The sequence below is a fragment of the Methylovulum psychrotolerans genome (assembly GCF_002209385.1).
GTDB lineage: Bacteria > Pseudomonadota > Gammaproteobacteria > Methylococcales > Methylomonadaceae > Methylovulum > Methylovulum psychrotolerans.
The window spans coordinates 1,396,707-1,412,949 of the sequence record NZ_CP022129.1; the positions used below are offsets into that span (position 1 = coordinate 1,396,707).

At 50.9% G+C, this 16,243-nt stretch carries 15 protein-coding genes; 11 read left to right on the top strand and 4 right to left on the bottom strand.

Features of this window, described 5'->3' with window-relative positions; all coding sequences use genetic code 11:
• Positions 1-4: 4 nt before the first annotated feature.
• From CEK71_RS06320 to CEK71_RS06350, 7 genes are all read left to right on the top strand, one after another.
• Positions 5-1,360 (top strand): lipopolysaccharide biosynthesis protein, encoded by a 1,356-nt coding sequence (locus CEK71_RS06320; protein WP_157679024.1) that lies wholly within the window; start codon positions 5-7, stop codon positions 1,358-1,360.
• A gap of 16 nt (positions 1,361-1,376) precedes the next feature.
• Entirely contained in the window at positions 1,377-2,321 is a 945-nt protein-coding gene (locus CEK71_RS06325) for a class I SAM-dependent methyltransferase (protein WP_088618594.1), read from the top strand.
• 41 nt (positions 2,322-2,362) lie between these two features.
• Positions 2,363-3,148 carry a glycosyltransferase family 2 protein gene (locus CEK71_RS06330; RefSeq protein ID WP_088618595.1) on the top strand — a complete coding sequence of 262 codons (786 nt, stop codon included), beginning with the start codon at positions 2,363-2,365 and terminating at the stop codon, positions 3,146-3,148.
• 2 nt (positions 3,149-3,150) lie between these two features.
• Entirely contained in the window at positions 3,151-4,005 is an 855-nt protein-coding gene (locus CEK71_RS06335; protein WP_088618596.1) for a glycosyltransferase family 2 protein, read from the top strand.
• A 55-nt stretch (positions 4,006-4,060) separates the two neighbouring features.
• On the top strand, positions 4,061-5,260 hold the full coding sequence (locus CEK71_RS06340) for a glycosyltransferase family 4 protein (protein ID WP_088618597.1): 1,200 nt from the start codon (positions 4,061-4,063) through the stop codon (positions 5,258-5,260).
• On the top strand, positions 5,253-6,212 hold the full coding sequence (locus tag CEK71_RS06345; RefSeq protein ID WP_157679026.1) for a glycosyltransferase: 960 nt from the start codon (positions 5,253-5,255) through the stop codon (positions 6,210-6,212). The genes CEK71_RS06340 and CEK71_RS06345 overlap by 8 nt, the downstream gene beginning before the upstream one ends.
• 120 nt (positions 6,213-6,332) lie before the next feature.
• Entirely contained in the window at positions 6,333-7,673 is a 1,341-nt protein-coding gene (locus CEK71_RS06350) for a L,D-transpeptidase family protein (RefSeq protein ID WP_088618598.1), read from the top strand.
• Positions 7,674-7,809: 136 nt separating this feature from the next.
• Here CEK71_RS06350 and CEK71_RS06355 read toward each other — a convergent pair whose 3' ends face one another.
• The 4 genes from CEK71_RS06355 to CEK71_RS06370 all read right to left on the bottom strand — a co-directional run bounded on the left by CEK71_RS06355 (position 7,810) and on the right by CEK71_RS06370 (position 11,952).
• Positions 7,810-8,019: a hypothetical protein gene (locus CEK71_RS06355; RefSeq protein WP_198328481.1), complete on the bottom strand. Its 210-nt coding sequence runs from the start codon at positions 8,017-8,019 to the stop codon at positions 7,810-7,812.
• A 238-nt stretch (positions 8,020-8,257) separates the two neighbouring features.
• Complete coding sequence (locus tag CEK71_RS06360) at positions 8,258-10,495, bottom strand: FUSC family protein (RefSeq protein ID WP_088618600.1); 2,238 nt, start codon at positions 10,493-10,495, stop codon at positions 8,258-8,260.
• The gene (locus tag CEK71_RS06365) at positions 10,492-11,664 is read right to left on the bottom strand and encodes an efflux RND transporter periplasmic adaptor subunit (protein ID WP_088621524.1); all 1,173 of its coding nucleotides are present in this window, start codon (positions 11,662-11,664) and stop codon (positions 10,492-10,494) included. Before CEK71_RS06365 ends, CEK71_RS06360 begins: the two co-directional genes overlap by 4 nt.
• A gap of 18 nt (positions 11,665-11,682) precedes the next feature.
• The gene (locus CEK71_RS06370; protein ID WP_088618601.1) at positions 11,683-11,952 is read right to left on the bottom strand and encodes a YtcA family lipoprotein; all 270 of its coding nucleotides are present in this window, start codon (positions 11,950-11,952) and stop codon (positions 11,683-11,685) included.
• Positions 11,953-12,136: 184 nt separating this feature from the next.
• On the opposite strand from CEK71_RS06370, the gene CEK71_RS06375 reads away from it, so the two are divergent.
• From CEK71_RS06375 to CEK71_RS06390, 4 genes are all read left to right on the top strand, one after another.
• On the top strand, positions 12,137-13,702 hold the full coding sequence (locus CEK71_RS06375; protein ID WP_232463775.1) for a TolC family protein: 1,566 nt from the start codon (positions 12,137-12,139) through the stop codon (positions 13,700-13,702).
• Between the two features lie 343 nt (positions 13,703-14,045).
• Complete coding sequence (locus CEK71_RS06380; RefSeq protein ID WP_157679028.1) at positions 14,046-14,384, top strand: STAS domain-containing protein; 339 nt, start codon at positions 14,046-14,048, stop codon at positions 14,382-14,384.
• Between the two features lie 40 nt (positions 14,385-14,424).
• Positions 14,425-15,636, top strand: coding sequence for a SpoIIE family protein phosphatase (locus CEK71_RS06385; RefSeq protein ID WP_088618603.1), 1,212 nt, complete (start codon positions 14,425-14,427; stop codon positions 15,634-15,636).
• Positions 15,637-15,744: 108 nt separating this feature from the next.
• Positions 15,745-16,077, top strand: coding sequence for a sensor histidine kinase (locus CEK71_RS06390; protein WP_269766619.1), 333 nt, complete (start codon positions 15,745-15,747; stop codon positions 16,075-16,077).
• The last annotated feature ends 166 nt before the right edge of the window (positions 16,078-16,243 follow it).

Genomic DNA, 16,243 nt, shown 5'->3' on the forward strand with positions numbered 1-16,243 from the left:
ATCTATGTTCACGCTATTGAGAGAAAAACGTTTATTCGGCGATGCCTGGTGGGCGTTATTTGGCCAATTCGGTTCTGCCCTGGCTTTACTGGCAGGGACGCGGATGCTGACCGAATGGGTAACACCTGATATGTACGGCAAGGTGGCGTTGTTGAACGGTTTTGTCGCCTTAGGCGTTAGCCTGTTTTCTTACCCTTTCATCGGTGCCGGGATGCGGATTGTCTCGGAGTGCAAAAATGCTCTGGAAAGGGCGGACTTATACACGGTTGTGGCAAGCCTGACGGTTTGTTCAACCGCTATGGCCATCACGTTTCTCATGCTGGGCGGGGCGGCTTATGGCTATTTTACCGACAGCGACATCCGGCTGTTCGCACTGGCCAGCCTCTTACTGGCGGTCACGGTACGCCGCGAACTAGGCATCCAGTTATTGATCGGTGAGCGCAAACAACGCGGCGCAAGCTTTTGGCAAACCAGCGACAGTATTTTACGGCCTGTCTTGGCACTGGTGCTGGTTTGGTATTTTGGCGGTAGGGCGGAGTGGGTGTTGTCGGGGTATATCTTAGCCAGCCTGTCCGCCAATACCTTATGGGGCTTCGTCCAACGCCTGCAAATCGCTAAGCCAGAACCGCAAACCCAAACGGGTAAAGGCCGTGATTTCAGAAGCGAAGTATGGCTCTATGCCTTGCCGCTGATTCCTATGGAAGTGATTTTTTGGCTCAACGGCTTAGGTGACCGATATGTCATTGGCTATTTTATGACGGCGGCGGATGTGGGTTTATATGCGGCAACATACACCATCATTAACGAAGCGTTTAACCGAAGCGCAATGGTACTGTTGCGGACTTTCCAACCCGCCTATTTCCAAACCGTTGCCAAGAACCAGAGCCGCGAAGGCTTTGTACTGTTGTGGGCATGGATAGGCGGTATTGTCGCCTTAGGGGTGGGCGGTGTGGCGGTATTGCTGATGACTAAAGATTGGTTGGCGGATTTGCTGCTGGCCAAAGCCTACCATTCGGCGGTGCTGCTGATGCCGGCCATCGCTATCGGCTCGGCGTTACATGCCTTAGGAACGGTGGTGGCGCAACCGCTGTTGGCGAACAAACGCCCGCAAGCCGTATTAAAAGGCCGTATCTGCGGAGCAGTTATCGCTGCTATCAGTATCCCGTTACTGGTCAAGTACGACGGCTTAGCAGGCGCGGCTCTCGCCAATCCCCTTTATTTTGGCGTTGAAGCCCTGGTATTGGCGTTGTTGGCTAAGCCTTGGCGGGCCATTAGCCCAAAGGCCAGCTCAAGCGAAGACAGCAGATGTGATGTCAGGCTGCGGCGTATCAATTTAACAAAAATTCTAATAAAAAGCTAAAAGGAGCATAAAGACAATGATTTATACATCCGTTGTTTCAGGGGTTTATGGCGATATTTTGCAAGAATGTGTGGCTTGCCGGAATCCGCACATCAGTTATTGGCGGAAAAAAAACTTCCATTACACAGACGGTGAAGCCCAGAAGGAGTTTCATATTTACCGTTGCGCTAACTGTGGCACGGGCTTTTTAAATAGGCCACCCCATAAGCAATGGTTACAGGCCATTTACCAGTATTCAGGCCAAGCCTTAACTCAAGCGATAACCTTAGCGGAGGTTTTAGCGCGGGAGACGGAGTTTCCCAATTGCACAGCAGATGCCATCCGCATGACTGAACGGGACAGCCAACTTAACCGCTCAGGCAATCGGCAGGCGCTTGATATTGGTTCGGGCTTTGGTTTTTGCACCCATTCCCTTAGAAAATTGGGCTATCGGACGGTCAGCATTAATCCGGGCCAATACGAAAATACAGTGTTCAGGGAGCTGAATGGCGACGAACCACTACCTATCGTGTTTGAGGACTACCATGCCGCAGAGCCTTTTGGCATCGTGATGCTGTCGCAGGTCTTGGAGCATTTGCTTGAGCCGGAGCAGGCCATCGCTAAGGTCGGCGGCTTATTGGCTCAAAACGGCGTGTTGGCTTGTGCTGTGCCTAATTACCATTCGGTTTTGGTCAAGCTATTGGGCACTAAGGATAACGCCTGTTTATGGATACCCGAACATGTCAATTATTTTACCGAAAAAGGTCTGACGACCCTACTTGAGCGCAATGGCTTTAACGTGGTTAAGGTGGAGCAAATCACCCGCATCCCTGCCAAGGCCTTATCTAAACGCTTAGGCTTACAGGGTAAATCGGCGGCGGTAATGGATGCACTGACCCAGCGTTGGCAAAACCCGTTTGCACGTCTGATGAATGCCCTGGGTTGGGGTATTTATCTCAATGTATATGCGGTCAAGCAATGACAGTATCGCCCCCATTAACCCCACAATAGTAAAGGAGCCTTATGTTAACCGCCGTTATTTTGACCCAAAACGAGGAAGCGAATTTGCCGCATTGTCTGGCGGCAATTCCTGAGCCCTATGCCATTGTTATTGTCGATTCTGGGAGCACAGATAACACCTTGGCGATTGCCAAGCAACGGGGATGCGCAATCTACAGCAATCCCTGGCCCGGTTTTGCCGAGCAGCGTAACTTTGCCATTAAGCACTGTGCCATCAGTACACCGTGGATCTTGTTTATCGATGCCGACGAAATCTATCCCGAAGCGTTTTACGCTTGGTTTGAGTCGGGGATGGCTGGAATCGCTTCAGTAGATGTACTGATGGTGCCATCGCTCTTGTATCTGCGGGGCAAACGCCTAAACCACGCACCCGGCTACCCGATTTATCACCCCCGCCTGGTGCGTAGGGAAACCGTCCGCTTTGTCCGCAACCATACCGGGCATGGTGAAGCGGTCATCAATACTTGCCGAATGGGTTATGGCGATATTCCCTACCAGCATTATTTTTATCATGGCGAAATCATTGCGTGGATGCACAAGCATATCGGTAAGGCCGCCCAAGAAGTGCAGCTACATCCTAACAACGGGGCGGTAATGACCACGCGCGGACGCTTAAGCGTGTTATTGGGACGTTCATGGCTAAGGATACTAGCGCGGTTTTTCTACCATTTTGTCCTGCGCGGCGGTTTTTTGGACGGGGCAGGGGGGCTGGAGTTCGCACTTATGTTTACTTGGTATGAGGCGAGCATTTATTTACAAGCCAAAGCAGGCGTTCAAGCCGGGGGCTAACGATGAAAGTATCACTTATTTTAGCAACATTAGGCAGAGATGCCCAAGTATTGGATTTTTTAAAGTCTTTACAAGCACAAAGCTATGCAAACTTTGAGTTGGTTATTATCGACCAAAACCAAGACGGCAAAATTGACGCAGTGGTCGGGCAATTTAAAGGCTGTTTTGCAATGCGGCATATCAAAGTCAATTTTGTCGGCAACGCCAGGGCGAGGGATTACGGCATTGGTTTTGCCCAAGGCAACATCATCGCCTTTCCTGATGACGATTGTATCTATGACACGGATGTTCTTAAGGCGGTTGTCGCGGAATTTGTGCGGCGGAACACCCTCGCCATTTTAGTCGCGGGTTCCTACGATTTTTCATCAACCCGCTTCAGCATTGGCGTTAATAGCCACAAAGCTGGGTATTTTTCCCGGTTCCAAATGATGGGGGTCGAGTTTACGCACTTTTTTGCTGTGGACAGGATTGATCGGCGGCTGTTCTATTTTGACCATGATTTTGGCATCGGTTCGAAATATGCCGGGGGTGAAGGTTTTGAGCTGATGTACCGCTTGCTGCGGGCCAGAAACAGTGCGTTCTATAACCCGCAGATACGGATTTTCCACGCCAACAAAGACCACTATACCTTGGGGACGGCAAGAATGCTGATGTATTCCACCGGAGTGGGCGCTTACATCAGAAAATTCGCCAACCAGCGTGATAGGTTCATGCTCTATTACATCGTCCGCAAAATGTTCATCGCGCCCCTTTTTAAGATGCTGCTGGCGGGGATTTTATTTAACCGCAAAAGGCTGGCTTATGATTTTTACAATCTACTGGGGGTTTGGCGGGGATTTTTGGCGTATCGCAGGTGATGAGGCTGCATTATGCGGCCTTAGATGGTTTACAAATAAATCCAGGAGAAATGTTATGGATGTAGGTATTGTTGCAACGCATATCCCACCCGCCAAAGGCTATGGCGGCGTATCAGTCACGGCGGCAGTCTTAACGAAAGCGTGGGCGGAACGCGGTTATCAACAGGTGTTGATTGCCGCCGACGAATCGCTGGATGGCCGTTTATCGGCTAAGGATGTTCGGCTAGGCCAACAAGTGGAAGTCAGGCTTTATCAGTGCTATGGGTTCCGGCGCTGGGGATTTGGCTTGGGAGCCATCCCTAAAATATTCAGCGTCTGCCGACAAGCCCCTGTCGTTTATATCCACGGCATTGCCACTTGGCCGTCGACTTTGGCGGCGGTGTTTTGCACCTTGTTGCGCCGCCCGTTTATGGTGGCAGTGCATGGTGGATTAATGCCCGAACATGTCGGGCTAATCCGACGGCAAAAACCCCACAAATGGCTATTTTATCAATGGCTTACATTACCTACCTTGCGTAAGGCCATTGCCGTGCATTGCACCAGTCCGACGGAAGCCGAAGGAGTGCGTCAGGTATTGGGTGCAGATACCCGTATCGTCTTAGTGCCGAACGGTATAGACAGCCGGGATTTTAAGGTGGCTGATTATCCAACCGGAACGGGGCTTAAGCTTTGCTTTCTGGGGCATATCCAACAGGAAAAAGGGATTAATGCCTTTATCCGCGCTTGGTTAACGGTGCGCAATCCGAAGGATAGCTTACTGATTGCCGGCAGGAGTGTCGACGGAGCGTATTTTGAAGAATTTCAGACATTGGTCGGGCAGGCGCAAGGGGCTATCCGTTATCTGGGGTATTTACCGCGCGACGAAATTGTGACGGTGCTGGCCGACAGCCATTTTTTAGTGTTGCCTTCGGGTTTGGAAGCCGCTGGCGGTATGCGTGAAAACTTCGGCAATGTGGTGGCCGAAGCGATGGCGGCAGGAAGGCCGGTTTTAGTCGCCAAAGGCTTGGCTTGGGATCATCTGGAAACCGTGGGTGTAGGCTGGGTTTTCGAAAGGTCTGCCGCATCTTTGTGTGACGTGCTGCGTAAGGCACAAGCGGTGAACCAGCGCAAATGGGAGCAGATGTCACGGCAAGGGCGGCAGTATGTCGAAACCCAGTTAAATCCGGTGACGCTTGGCGAACGGATCTGGCAGGTGTTGACCCAAACAGTCGCGGTCAATAGGCCGCAATCGGCAATGGAGACTACTCATGACTAATATCGGCCTTATCGGCCTTATCGTACCAACCCTCAATGCGGGCTTGGCTTGGGAAGTTTGGCTGAAAGCCTTCGCACAACAGACCCGAAAACCGGACACGCTGTTGCTGATCGATTCTTCATCCCAAGACTACACCGTGGCTTTGGCTCAAGCCTACGGCTTCACCGTACAGCAGATTGCTAAAGCCGAATTTAACCACGGTGGCACCCGTCAGATGGGGATCGGTATGCTGCCGGAAGCGGAGATTATCGTCTTCTTAACCCAAGATGCCTTATTGGCTAGCCCCGATGCCATCGGACGGCTCTTGGCGGCATTTACCGATGCCCAGGTTGGTGCGGCTTACGGACGGCAGCTTCCGCACCGCCATGCCGGACCGATTGCCGCCCACGCCCGCCTGTTCAATTATCCGGTGGCCAGCCAAGTGCGCAGTCTGGAAGATAGCAGCCGCTGGGGCATTAAAACGGCTTTTATCTCCAACTCCTTCGCCGCCTATCGGCGTAGCGCCTTAGTCCAGGCTGGCGGTTTCCCTGTTGATACCATCATGAACGAAGACACTTTTGTCGCGGCTAAGATGCTGGTTAACGGCTGGAAAATCGCCTATTGCGCCGATGCGCAAGTGTTCCATTCCCACGACTATGGCTTTCTGGACGAGTTTAAACGCTATTTTGATATTGGCGTATTCCACACCCAGAACAATTGGCTACAAGAGCTATTGGGCGGGGTATCCGGCGAAGGCTGGCGTTTTATGTACTCGGAACTGCGCTTTTTGTTAAGACGGGCACCTTGGTTCATCCCGTCAGCCTTGTTGCGGACAGGACTTAAAGGCTTAGGCTATAAAATGGGCGGGGCTTTACCAAGAACCGTCAGCCGCTGCCTTAGCCTACATCCGACTTATTGGCTACAAACCCGGATCTCCAAAAAACCAGCAGCTAGCCTAGCCGTTAAGCGCTGACTTCTTTTTTCCAAAAATTGTAGGGTTGTCTGTTCGGCGGCAACACGACCTAAACCAAGCTCTTTTTTTGTCCATGTAAGCGGCTTAACCGTTTGCTGGGTTAATGAACGGATCATTATTATGTCAAATACCCAAAAATCACTATTGCCATCGACGCTAGGCTTAGCGGTTATTTTTGCCGCTATTGTACTTAGCGGTTGCCAGAGCCTGGGTGTGTCGCCCGACCCTAAAACTATCACACAGGTGGCACCTGAAATTACCCAAACCAGCATTCCGACCCATGAATTTGCGCTCACCGATGGTCAAACGTTAATAGGCACATTGGCGACGGTCAACACCCGAGAAAATGATACGCTCTCTGATATTGCCCGGCATTTTGGCCTAGGCTACAATGATATTACCTTGGCTAACCCCAATATCCCCGCGTGGACACCCGCCACAGACAGCCGGGTACTGTTACCGTTAAGCTTTATTCTGCCGGATTCGCCGCATCAGGGCATCACCCTTAATCTGGTCAATATGCGGATGTTTTATTATCCTAAAAGCCAACCTGACAAGGTTTACACTTACCCTATCGGCATTGGCCGACAAAGCTGGAATACCCCCACGGGATTGACCCGCATCGCCACTAAAAAAGCCAATCCTAGCTGGTATGTGCCTGCCTCGATACAGAAAGAACATGCCCAAAAAGGCGATTCCTTACCGACTGTCATAGGACCAGGCCCTGACAATCCCTTAGGGCTTTATGCCATGAACCTGGGTTTTGAGCGTTATCTGATCCACGGCACCAACAAACCCTACGGCATCGGTATGCAGGTCAGCCACGGCTGCGTACAGCTTTACCCGGAGGATATTGAAGCGTTATTCAATAATATTGCGGTCGGTACACCTGTGCGCATTGTCCATCAGCCGTATTTGACGGCATGGCACAACAATATGCTCTATCTTGAGGCCAATGAGCCGCTAGCCAAATGGGCGCATGATAAAAGCCACCAAAAGAAACAGTTATTGAAACAACTGCGCCAACTCAGTGCCGAAAAAAACTCGGCGGTTGATTGGGAAAAAGTCGAGCGTATTATTGCCCGCGCCGATGGCATTCCGACACCGGTAAGCCTATCCAGCCCTAATGAAGCGGAATTGGCAAAAGCAGCCGTGCCGATTAAGCATCCTGACCAACTTAACCAACAGCCGGTGGTTGCCGAATTGACAGACGGCGACTGGTCGGCGGTGGTCAGCCGCTTTGATAATGGGACGGAAGCGCAAAAACTGGCCGCCATGCTCAATCACCAAGGCCCTATGATACCGGCACGGAAAGTTCAGCAAGACCATAGCTATCTGGTAGTTGCCGGGCCTTTTAAAAATAAGCAAGAAGTCAATGCCGCCGCCAAACGTATCCACATGGATTTCGCCATTGACATAAAACCCTTACAGCCTAATTCAAGCCTGTCAAAGAAGTTATAAACCATTGCGGCATCACCAGAGACTGACATTTTTCGGCTTTAATTCAACCTTTATTTGGATAAAAATGCGTCTCTTTATTAGTTTTAGCTAAACGTAAGAATATAACCGTCATTTTCATCACCATAAGCCAAACTGCTCAATTCAGATTCACGATCCCAAACACTTGGTGTTTTTGGTTGTCGCTTTCCATTCCGACATACATAAATCCGGTTGGCAAACCTACCGTTTTAGTGTGCAGTTCAACAATGTGGATCGCATCATCCGCTGAAAAATCGCCGTCGTCTTGTAACTGACCCAAATCTTGCCGATAAGCTTCATCCAGTAAATCCAATGACGTAGATGTCATGAACGCTGTATAGGATTCGGCAACACCTAATTGTTGCGCAGCTGATCGGTTTTGTGTGGGGGATAATTTACTCATATTTTTTCTCAATTTGGTGGCCAGTTTAATTAATGGCTTTTGGCGGATACGGGAGATTGTAAAGCATAGGCCGGATTTATGTGTTATGGCAATACGCTAAAGCAACGTGCAAATGAAGCCCCATAACAAAAATGGCGATAAGTTGCATTTTCCAAGATGCCTGTCAAAGATCAACAGAATCCCGAGCCGTTATTTGGATTTTCTCCACAAGTTCCATGATTTGCTGGTCTAGCCTAAAGCGCAGTTCCCATTCCAAAGCCAAATCAGCAGGTAAGCTGTCGATACGGTGATGTTTGGTATAACTTTGTTTCAGCAACTCGTGGATATCGGCAACCTCAGTCCAAGTTTCTTGTTGCCCGCCTTGCAGCATCAATGCCGCATTCTCCAACTCGCTTGCCAAAGCCTTATCGAAAGCGCGGCTATATTGTTGCAACTCATCAGGAAAATGGCTAAATTGCTGCCCGCTCAACAAACGATAGCGGCGCCGAATCTGTAGCAGGCCAGACAACTTTCCGGCGGCTTCAATCAACGCACTCAGCGTTGTCCTTTCATAGATTTTGTGGCTTAATTTAGCATCCGGTTCCAGTATCGCGTGAACCACCAAATCCTGAGCCGCGGCCAAATCTTTATCTGCCGACAAACGTAATGGCAGGGTATGCGTGAGTAACACGCCTAAATCCGGCAATCGGGCAGTCAGCTTGGCTATGGTGTGCAATGCGGCTATGCTATGGTGGCGGGCAAGCACAATCGAACGCCGCGGCCATAGCGCGTAATCGAGCACGCCCATCACGATAATGCCCAGAAAAATGCCGGCAACGCGGTCACGCGGCAAATAAAGATCGGAAACCGGGCCAAAATCATGTAACACGAACATGGCGAACGAAAACCCCAGTTGCCTGCCCAGATAAGCGATACGCTCACTACCCGAGGAAATCCAAGCAGCCAAAGCCCAAAACGGCGCCGTTGCCAGCGCAAAGCCCGCTACCGTGTCAAGCTGGGACTGGAAAACCAGCACGTAAAAATAGGCGCACAAGCCACCTACAACCGCACCCGACAAACGCAATAGCGATAAACGGTAGTCGGCGCCAAGACTGGTCTGCGCGGCAACCAGACAAGTGGGGATGGCGGTATTGATAGCTGGCCAACCTAAACTTTCCACGATCAATGCACAAACTATCGCCCCTAAAGAAAATTTAATGCCAAATTGTAAGCTATCTGCATGGGTGGCCCAAAATGCATAGCCAAACCAAGCCGGAAACCAACGGCCCTCTGTTTCGTCATCGTCCGTTTCGCCAGCCAAAGTTGGCACGTCCGTATCGGGCTGATGCAAGTCATGCAGCAGTCCGGTAATCCGTTGCAGTGCCCGCCACATAGCCGTTAATATCGAGGGGTTGGTTTGCGGCGCATAACTATGCAGCACCGCGTCGGTCAGCAGCGTACCGATTTGCCCGGACACATCGCGTGATTCCTCCACGCCTTGCCGTAACATTGCGCAGGCACTTTGTAAGGCCAGATAGACATTTAACTTCTCCTGATCCATCGGTTGCCTACGAAACGCTGGTGTCAAGGTCTGATCCAGCCAGATGGCGATCTGCCGCAGGCCATCAATTTCCAGCAATAAGGCAAGATAAGTGTCGTGCTGCTGATGTGTGGAGGGATGTAGCAGTTCCGTGTTGGCCAGCAATACCAAAATCTTACCCAAGCTGTCTGGGATGGTATGCTTTGGCATAGCCTGTGTCTGAAGCGTCACACCGCTGTCGGCCAGACGTGTACTTAAAATAGTTTCCACGGCCGCCAATTGCGCCGCGATACTTGCCTTCAGTTGTTTGAGCGGGTCTTGCGGTTTAATGGTCAGATGCACCACTGTCCATGAACCGATAGCCAATACGCCGATAATAGGGATATTCCACAACGCATTGTAAATGCCTTGTTCGGGCGTGCTTGGGCCATACAACACCGCTACTGAATACCATAGCGCGATACCGGTAGGCCAAGCGATCAAGCGGGCATGAAACAGGGCTACCGCTAAGATGATAAAAGACAGAGGCAGCAACAGCCAAGCATCATTACCGGCAAACATCAGCGTCACTACCGATATTAAGGTAGTGACGCTAATATATCCCAGTTGGCGCATCCCGAACGCCAGGGATTGGCCGGCATTCGCATACGCGTCGTAACTCAGGCAGATCAGCAACGCAATCGCCCCCAATGGCGGCACATGCAGGGTTTGGCTGACCAAAGCAATGATTAGCGAAACGATGAACAAACGCAATGCGGCAACCCGCCGCCCCGGAAAATCCCTAAGTTCAGCTATCAGGAATTGTGTCAGGCTGGTGCCGAACCAGAGGCCGCCGCGCCTTTCGTTCGGCACCGAAGCGGGCTGCGGGCCGCCGTTGCTCATCGCGAAACAGGGGTTTTACTGACTGGCGTAAGCTCCGGCAGTTCGGCGAGGCGACCTAGAACGGTGACAAAGGCGGTCATACCCATGCGTAAAGGATGATCGGGATCCCGTTCGGGTATCTCAATCCGAACTTGGAAACGGGATGCCAGAATAACCCAGTTCAACGTGCGCTGAACCTCCGGCAGTACGCCTTGCTGCTTGATATTATCAGGAGAATTCGCCCAGCCTATGCCGGTCACGACACCCCGGTAGCGTTTGCCCGGATAACCGACCAAGAATACTTCCGCTTCCTGGCCTGGGTGGATAGATTGCAAATAGGTTTCTTTAAAGTTGGCAATGGCATACCAATGGCGGTCATCAACCAGAGCAAACATTTGCGTTCCGGCTTTGGCGTATTCGCCCTCACGGGTATTCAGGTTTGTGACATAGCCATTGAAAGGTGCGCGTACTGAACAGTATTCCACATCAAGTTCGGCGGCAGCGACAATCGCCTTAGCCACTTCGGTACGCGCATTGACGTTGCCGGACTGGGCAATCAACGATACCGCGCCACGGCTCTCGCTTTTGGCCTCGGCAATGGCACTTTGAGCCGACAGCACTTTGGCGCGGGCATCCGCCAACTCAGCGCGTGAAGCGGCGTACTTGGAACGCGCTTGCTTGAGCTGGTCTGCCGTGACGTATTGCTTCTCCGCTAATGGCTCAAGGCGTTCCAAATAGCTATGCAGATACTCATCTTCCGCCTCAATCCGTTTAACTTCCGCTTCGGCAGCCGTGCGTTGGTGTTCCAGCCGTCCGATGGCGATTTCTGCGGAACTGCTGGAGGCACGCCGTGAATCCACGTCTTTTTCCGCCAACAGCAATTCTGCCTTGGCCTGGTCCAGTTTGGCCTGGTACGGGCGCGGATCGATAACGTACAGCAGATCGCCCTGTTTAACATACTGATTGTCTTCAACATGCAGTTCGACGATACGGCCACTCACTTCCGGTGCAATGCCGACGATGTCGGCCCGCACCATCGCGTCGTTAGTACGGGGATGCTGATAGTTGATGCGCCACGCCAAAGCCCCAGTTACCAGAGCACCGAGTACGATTAAGATACCAATGAGCCGTCCTAGCAAGATGCGGCGCTTAAGATTGATAACTTGGCTATCCATTGGCTTATTTTCCATATTGGGCGGCTCCGGCATTTAGGTCGAGTAAAATAACAACCAGATGGAAAAAGTGCATAACGCCCATAAGCTCGGCACAATCAACAGCGGCGATCCCAGATGCGCGGCCAGCCGGTATCGCACCAATTGCCACATCAGCACCATACTTGTCGCCAAACCAGCAAGGATGCAGATAATCCAAGCGGGCCAGAATGAACCCTCAATACTCAGTATCGGGTCGCAAGCCGGCAAAAAAACCGCCAAAACCGCCGGAACCCCTGATTTTTGCAATATCGCTTTGGACATCATAAGCTGTAACTAAACGAAAAACTCAATTTCGATGATCTTAATAACAACATTTGCTTGGTTTTGATTTGGGTCGTGTATCACTCGGATGCTTATTGTTATATTATGGGCGTAATTTTTCTGTTGAGCCACTCAATTAAGCGGACAAGCAGTTATTTATCCCACAACAGATCTGGCATTTGAAAAAATGGTTTCACGTTTTGCGGCATTACTGGGTTACCGAAGCAGCAATTTACCATTATGCCTAGCCTACTTGCTACGGGGCGGCCAGTTTTTGGCAATGGCTTTGGCGGTGGCATTAACAGCCTGTATGTCGCCAGGCCCCCTGCCGTTTAGCAACCCTTATGGGGCGGCTCCGGCTGACCCTGCCGCTTATTGGCAGGGCGAGAGTACCGCCGGTATGCAACAAACCGCTATATCCAGCCATCCGCCTGAAGAAAGTCCGGTCGATACCAAGCTAACTTACGATCTGCCTGCGCTGGTCGATCTTGCCCTGAATTGCAACCCGGAAACCCGGATTAGTTGGGAAGAGGCAAAAGCCGCCGCCGCTAAGCTAGAGAGGAATCGCGCTGCTTGGTACCCGACTCTAACGGCAATGGCGTTCGGGCAATATTTCAAAACCAGTTTCCCTATCCCCGGCGGGGCGCTGACTAGCTATGGCTATTCTTCTTTGGGCAGTTTAAATTTGGCATGGACATTGTTCGATTTCGGACGCAGGGAGGCGGTGATCGACGCGGGCGTACAACGTTTGAGCGCCGCTAATTTTACCTTCAACCGCAAACATCAAGAAATTGCCTATCGGGTCGCCAACAGTTTTTTTGCTTATCAGGCCGTCCTGGCCAAAGTAACGGCGGCGCAGCAAACATTGGCGGCAGCAAATGCCGGTACCGCGTCAGTCCGGGCGAAGCTTGACCAAGGTCTGGCGACGCGCCCCGACGTGCTGTTGGCGGTCCAGGAGCAAGCCAAAGCCAACTATGACCTCCAAGATGCCCGCGGTTCGGTCATTCAGGCAAAAGCCGATCTGACAACGGGCCTGGGCATCTCGCCCTCTTATTCCTTGCGGCTAATAGACCTGAGCAAATTGCCGTTACCCGCAGAATTGGTGCAGTCGGTTGAAAAAATTGCCGATCAGGCTTTGGAACAACGCCCCGATCTGATGGCACGGCTTGCACAATTGCGTGCCCGCGAAGCGGAAGTAAAGAAGGCCAGAGCCGAATTTTGGCCGAAGGTCTCTCTCGGCGGTAGCTTAGGTAATCAATACTGGGGCGATGTGCATACGACACCGCCCGGTTATGGGAGTTATTCGGCCAGCAATCTGGTCGGCACGGCATTGCTGACGATAGAATGGACGTTGTTCGATGGCTTTGAGCGCAGCAATGCCGTCCATGAAGCCGAGGCCAAGAAACAAGCCTCCAAAGCCGAACTTGAGGCCTTGCGCCTGGAAATCATCCGTGATATCTGGAAAGCTTACGCCAACACCAAGACTATGTTGGAAAAACGCGAATTTGCGCTAGCCTTGTTGAAAGCCGCTGAAGAATCATACGCCGCCACCCAAGAATCTTATAACCATGGCTTTTCCACGGTGATAGAACTGTTGTCCGCGCAAAAAGATTTGGCACATGCGCGTTATACCGAAATCGACAGCCGCGCCACCTTGCTACAGTCCGCTGCCACCTTGGTTTATGCGACCGGCAATCAAGGTAAGGAAGAACGCAATGCGGGTAGTGAAACGTTTGGCCACCGTCTGCCATAGTGAAGGTAACATGCCGTACGGAAAGGCGGGTTCAGTCAATTACGGCTGGACAATACCGTAAAACATGGGCGGGGCGGAAGCTCCCTCGGCTGCTCAGACACCATCCGGCCTAAGCCGAAGTGGAAATGATTTTTTATGCGCCAATTTTGGGCGGCTCTGTATCTGGACATCAACGTCAATACGTTGCATACTTAAGGATAATAAGGCGACTGTGCGTCCCTGGCGCCTGCCGCAACAGTGCGCACGGACAGATAGCCCGGCAACACATTAAAAAGCTTAACATTAATGACACTCTCAGCAGTGAACCGATACAATAACAATTGGCAAAAAAGGAATGCTTAATATGATTATCAACGAACAAAAACAGGGTGACATAGATATTGTGGCTTTATCTGGCCGCTTTGTGATGGTGGAGGCATCCGAAGTACGCGAGCGCTTAAAAACGCTCATTGATGAAGGGCAGGGGCTACTGGTGATTGACATGGAGCAAGTCACGTTTATAGATTCCAGTGCTTGTGCCGTGCTGATTTCGGCATTTAAAGCCATGCAAATAAAATCTGGGCGCTTAATATTGGTCACTAGTCCGGTGGTGCAATCATTAATTGAACTGACCCGCCTGCATACCGTTTTTGAAATTCTGCCGACCCAAGTGGCGGCCTTATCGGCATTGCTGGGCGATTGAATTGGCTAACGCACTTTTTTAAAAACCACAACCCTAATCTATGCGTATTCTAGTTGTCGAAGATGACCCGATCACGCGGCTCATGATCCAAGGTAGCTTGAAAAAATGTGGCTACGATATTATTGCCACCAATAACATCAATACGGCAATAAGCTTGGTTTTAGAGGGGAATATCCAATTCGTCATTACTGATTGGTTGATGCCAGGCGGTAACGGTACAGAGCTGTGTGAGCAAATACGCGCCTTGGCATTGCCGTTCTATATCTATATTATTTTAATCACCGCTCTTGAGGATGCCCAGTCGGTGGTACAGGGCATGGATGCGGGGGCGGATGATTTCATACGCAAACCCATCCAGTTTGACGAATTGCACGCCCGCATCCGCGCCGGGGAGAGAATTTTGCTTCTGGAGCAAGAACTCCAAGAAAACAATTTGCGCCTGACTGAAACCAGCAAAAAATTATTGGCGGCGAATGATATTATCAACCGGGATTTGAAAATGGCGGCGGCCATGCAGCGTAGCTTACTGCCCGATGCCGCAACCCAAAACCAAGGCATCGCCATCGACTGGCTATTCCATCCCTCAACCCATTTATCGGGCGACATTTTCAATTTTTTTCCGTTGGATGACCACCATTGTGGATTTTATATCATCGACGTGGCGGGACATGGTATTGCTTCCGCCATGCACTCGTTTACCCTCAGCCGCTTGTTGTCTCCCGACACCCACCAAGGCAGCAATTATCTAAAACATAGCCTGCCAAACGCACCGTACCGCCAAGTTGTACAGACTGCGCCTGCTGTTGTCTCTGCGTTGAACCACCAATTCCAGACTGACATCAATAATATCCTCTACTTTACGATGACTTATGGCGTGATTGATACTAAAGCCAAAACTATCGAACTATGCCAAGCCGGACACCCCCCCGCACTGTATCTGCACCAACAACAACCGACAGAATTGATTGTTAATGGCGGCTTAGCAGTCGGCATTATTGCCGATGTCCATTATGAATCCATCGTACTCAACTACTGTTCTGGTGATAGGCTGGTTTTGTATTCTGACGGCATAACCGAATGCGAATCACCTGCCGGAGAAATGTTCGGTAGCGAGCGTTTGCGGATAGCCGTGGAAAAAACCCGGGGGCTACCTGTAGCAGAAGCGATCCGTTTGTTAGATAGCGACATCCATTTATGGCGCGGCGGAGCCGATTTTGAAGATGATATTTCTTTGTTAGTTTTAGAAATGTAAGGTAGCGGCTTGGCTGTTCACTGCTTTTATGGAACACACAAAAATCAAATGCAGTCCGAAGCATGACAAAAAACACCCAACCAATTATTAAACCTGCGCATTGATGATATATTTCTTGATGTCGATACCGCGATTCCCTGCGGGCTAATTATTAGCGAATTATTGACAAACTCCCTTAAACATGCTTTTCCTGAAGGTCGGCGCGGTACGATTGCTATCACTTTCACCGAGGATGCAGGCGAGTTTATCCTAGTGATCGCCGATACTGGTGTCGGCTTCCCTAGCAGGGTGGATTTCAGAAACTGTACGTCCCTAGGCTTGCAGCTAGTTACCACGCTGACCAACCAACTGATGGGGGAGATGACGCTGGACGGGCAAGACGGGGCTGCATTTACCTTTTACGCTTTGCTAACGCTTTTTAAGGAGAGCCACGATGTTTAGCAGCAGCAAGATTATGATTGTCGAAGACGAAGGTATTATTGCTATGGATATTCGCAGCCAATTGGAAGGATTCTGCTATGAAAGGTAGCGACAGCTTTTTCAGGAGGCCAAGCCATTAGCCTAGTATCCCAATATAGCCCAGATCTGGTAATGATAGACATTAGAC

Excerpts from the sequence above, each read along its gene's own strand:
- CEK71_RS06320 (WP_157679024.1), top strand. The coding sequence starts at position 5 with ATGTTCACGCTATTGAGAGAAAAACGTTTATTCGGCGATGCCTGGTGG.
- CEK71_RS06325 (WP_088618594.1), top strand. The coding sequence starts at position 1,377 with ATGATTTATACATCCGTTGTTTCAGGGGTTTATGGCGATATTTTGCAA.
- CEK71_RS06330 (WP_088618595.1), top strand. The coding sequence starts at position 2,363 with ATGTTAACCGCCGTTATTTTGACCCAAAACGAGGAAGCGAATTTGCCG.
- CEK71_RS06335 (WP_088618596.1), top strand. The coding sequence starts at position 3,151 with ATGAAAGTATCACTTATTTTAGCAACATTAGGCAGAGATGCCCAAGTA.
- CEK71_RS06340 (WP_088618597.1), top strand. The coding sequence starts at position 4,061 with ATGGATGTAGGTATTGTTGCAACGCATATCCCACCCGCCAAAGGCTAT.
- CEK71_RS06345 (WP_157679026.1), top strand. The coding sequence starts at position 5,253 with ATGACTAATATCGGCCTTATCGGCCTTATCGTACCAACCCTCAATGCG.
- CEK71_RS06350 (WP_088618598.1), top strand. The coding sequence starts at position 6,333 with ATGTCAAATACCCAAAAATCACTATTGCCATCGACGCTAGGCTTAGCG.
- CEK71_RS06355 (WP_198328481.1), bottom strand. The coding sequence starts at position 8,019 with ATGACATCTACGTCATTGGATTTACTGGATGAAGCTTATCGGCAAGAT.
- CEK71_RS06360 (WP_088618600.1), bottom strand. The coding sequence starts at position 10,495 with ATGAGCAACGGCGGCCCGCAGCCCGCTTCGGTGCCGAACGAAAGGCGC.
- CEK71_RS06365 (WP_088621524.1), bottom strand. The coding sequence starts at position 11,664 with ATGGAAAATAAGCCAATGGATAGCCAAGTTATCAATCTTAAGCGCCGC.
- CEK71_RS06370 (WP_088618601.1), bottom strand. The coding sequence starts at position 11,952 with ATGATGTCCAAAGCGATATTGCAAAAATCAGGGGTTCCGGCGGTTTTG.
- CEK71_RS06375 (WP_232463775.1), top strand. The coding sequence starts at position 12,137 with ATGGTTTCACGTTTTGCGGCATTACTGGGTTACCGAAGCAGCAATTTA.
- CEK71_RS06380 (WP_157679028.1), top strand. The coding sequence starts at position 14,046 with ATGATTATCAACGAACAAAAACAGGGTGACATAGATATTGTGGCTTTA.
- CEK71_RS06385 (WP_088618603.1), top strand. The coding sequence starts at position 14,425 with ATGCGTATTCTAGTTGTCGAAGATGACCCGATCACGCGGCTCATGATC.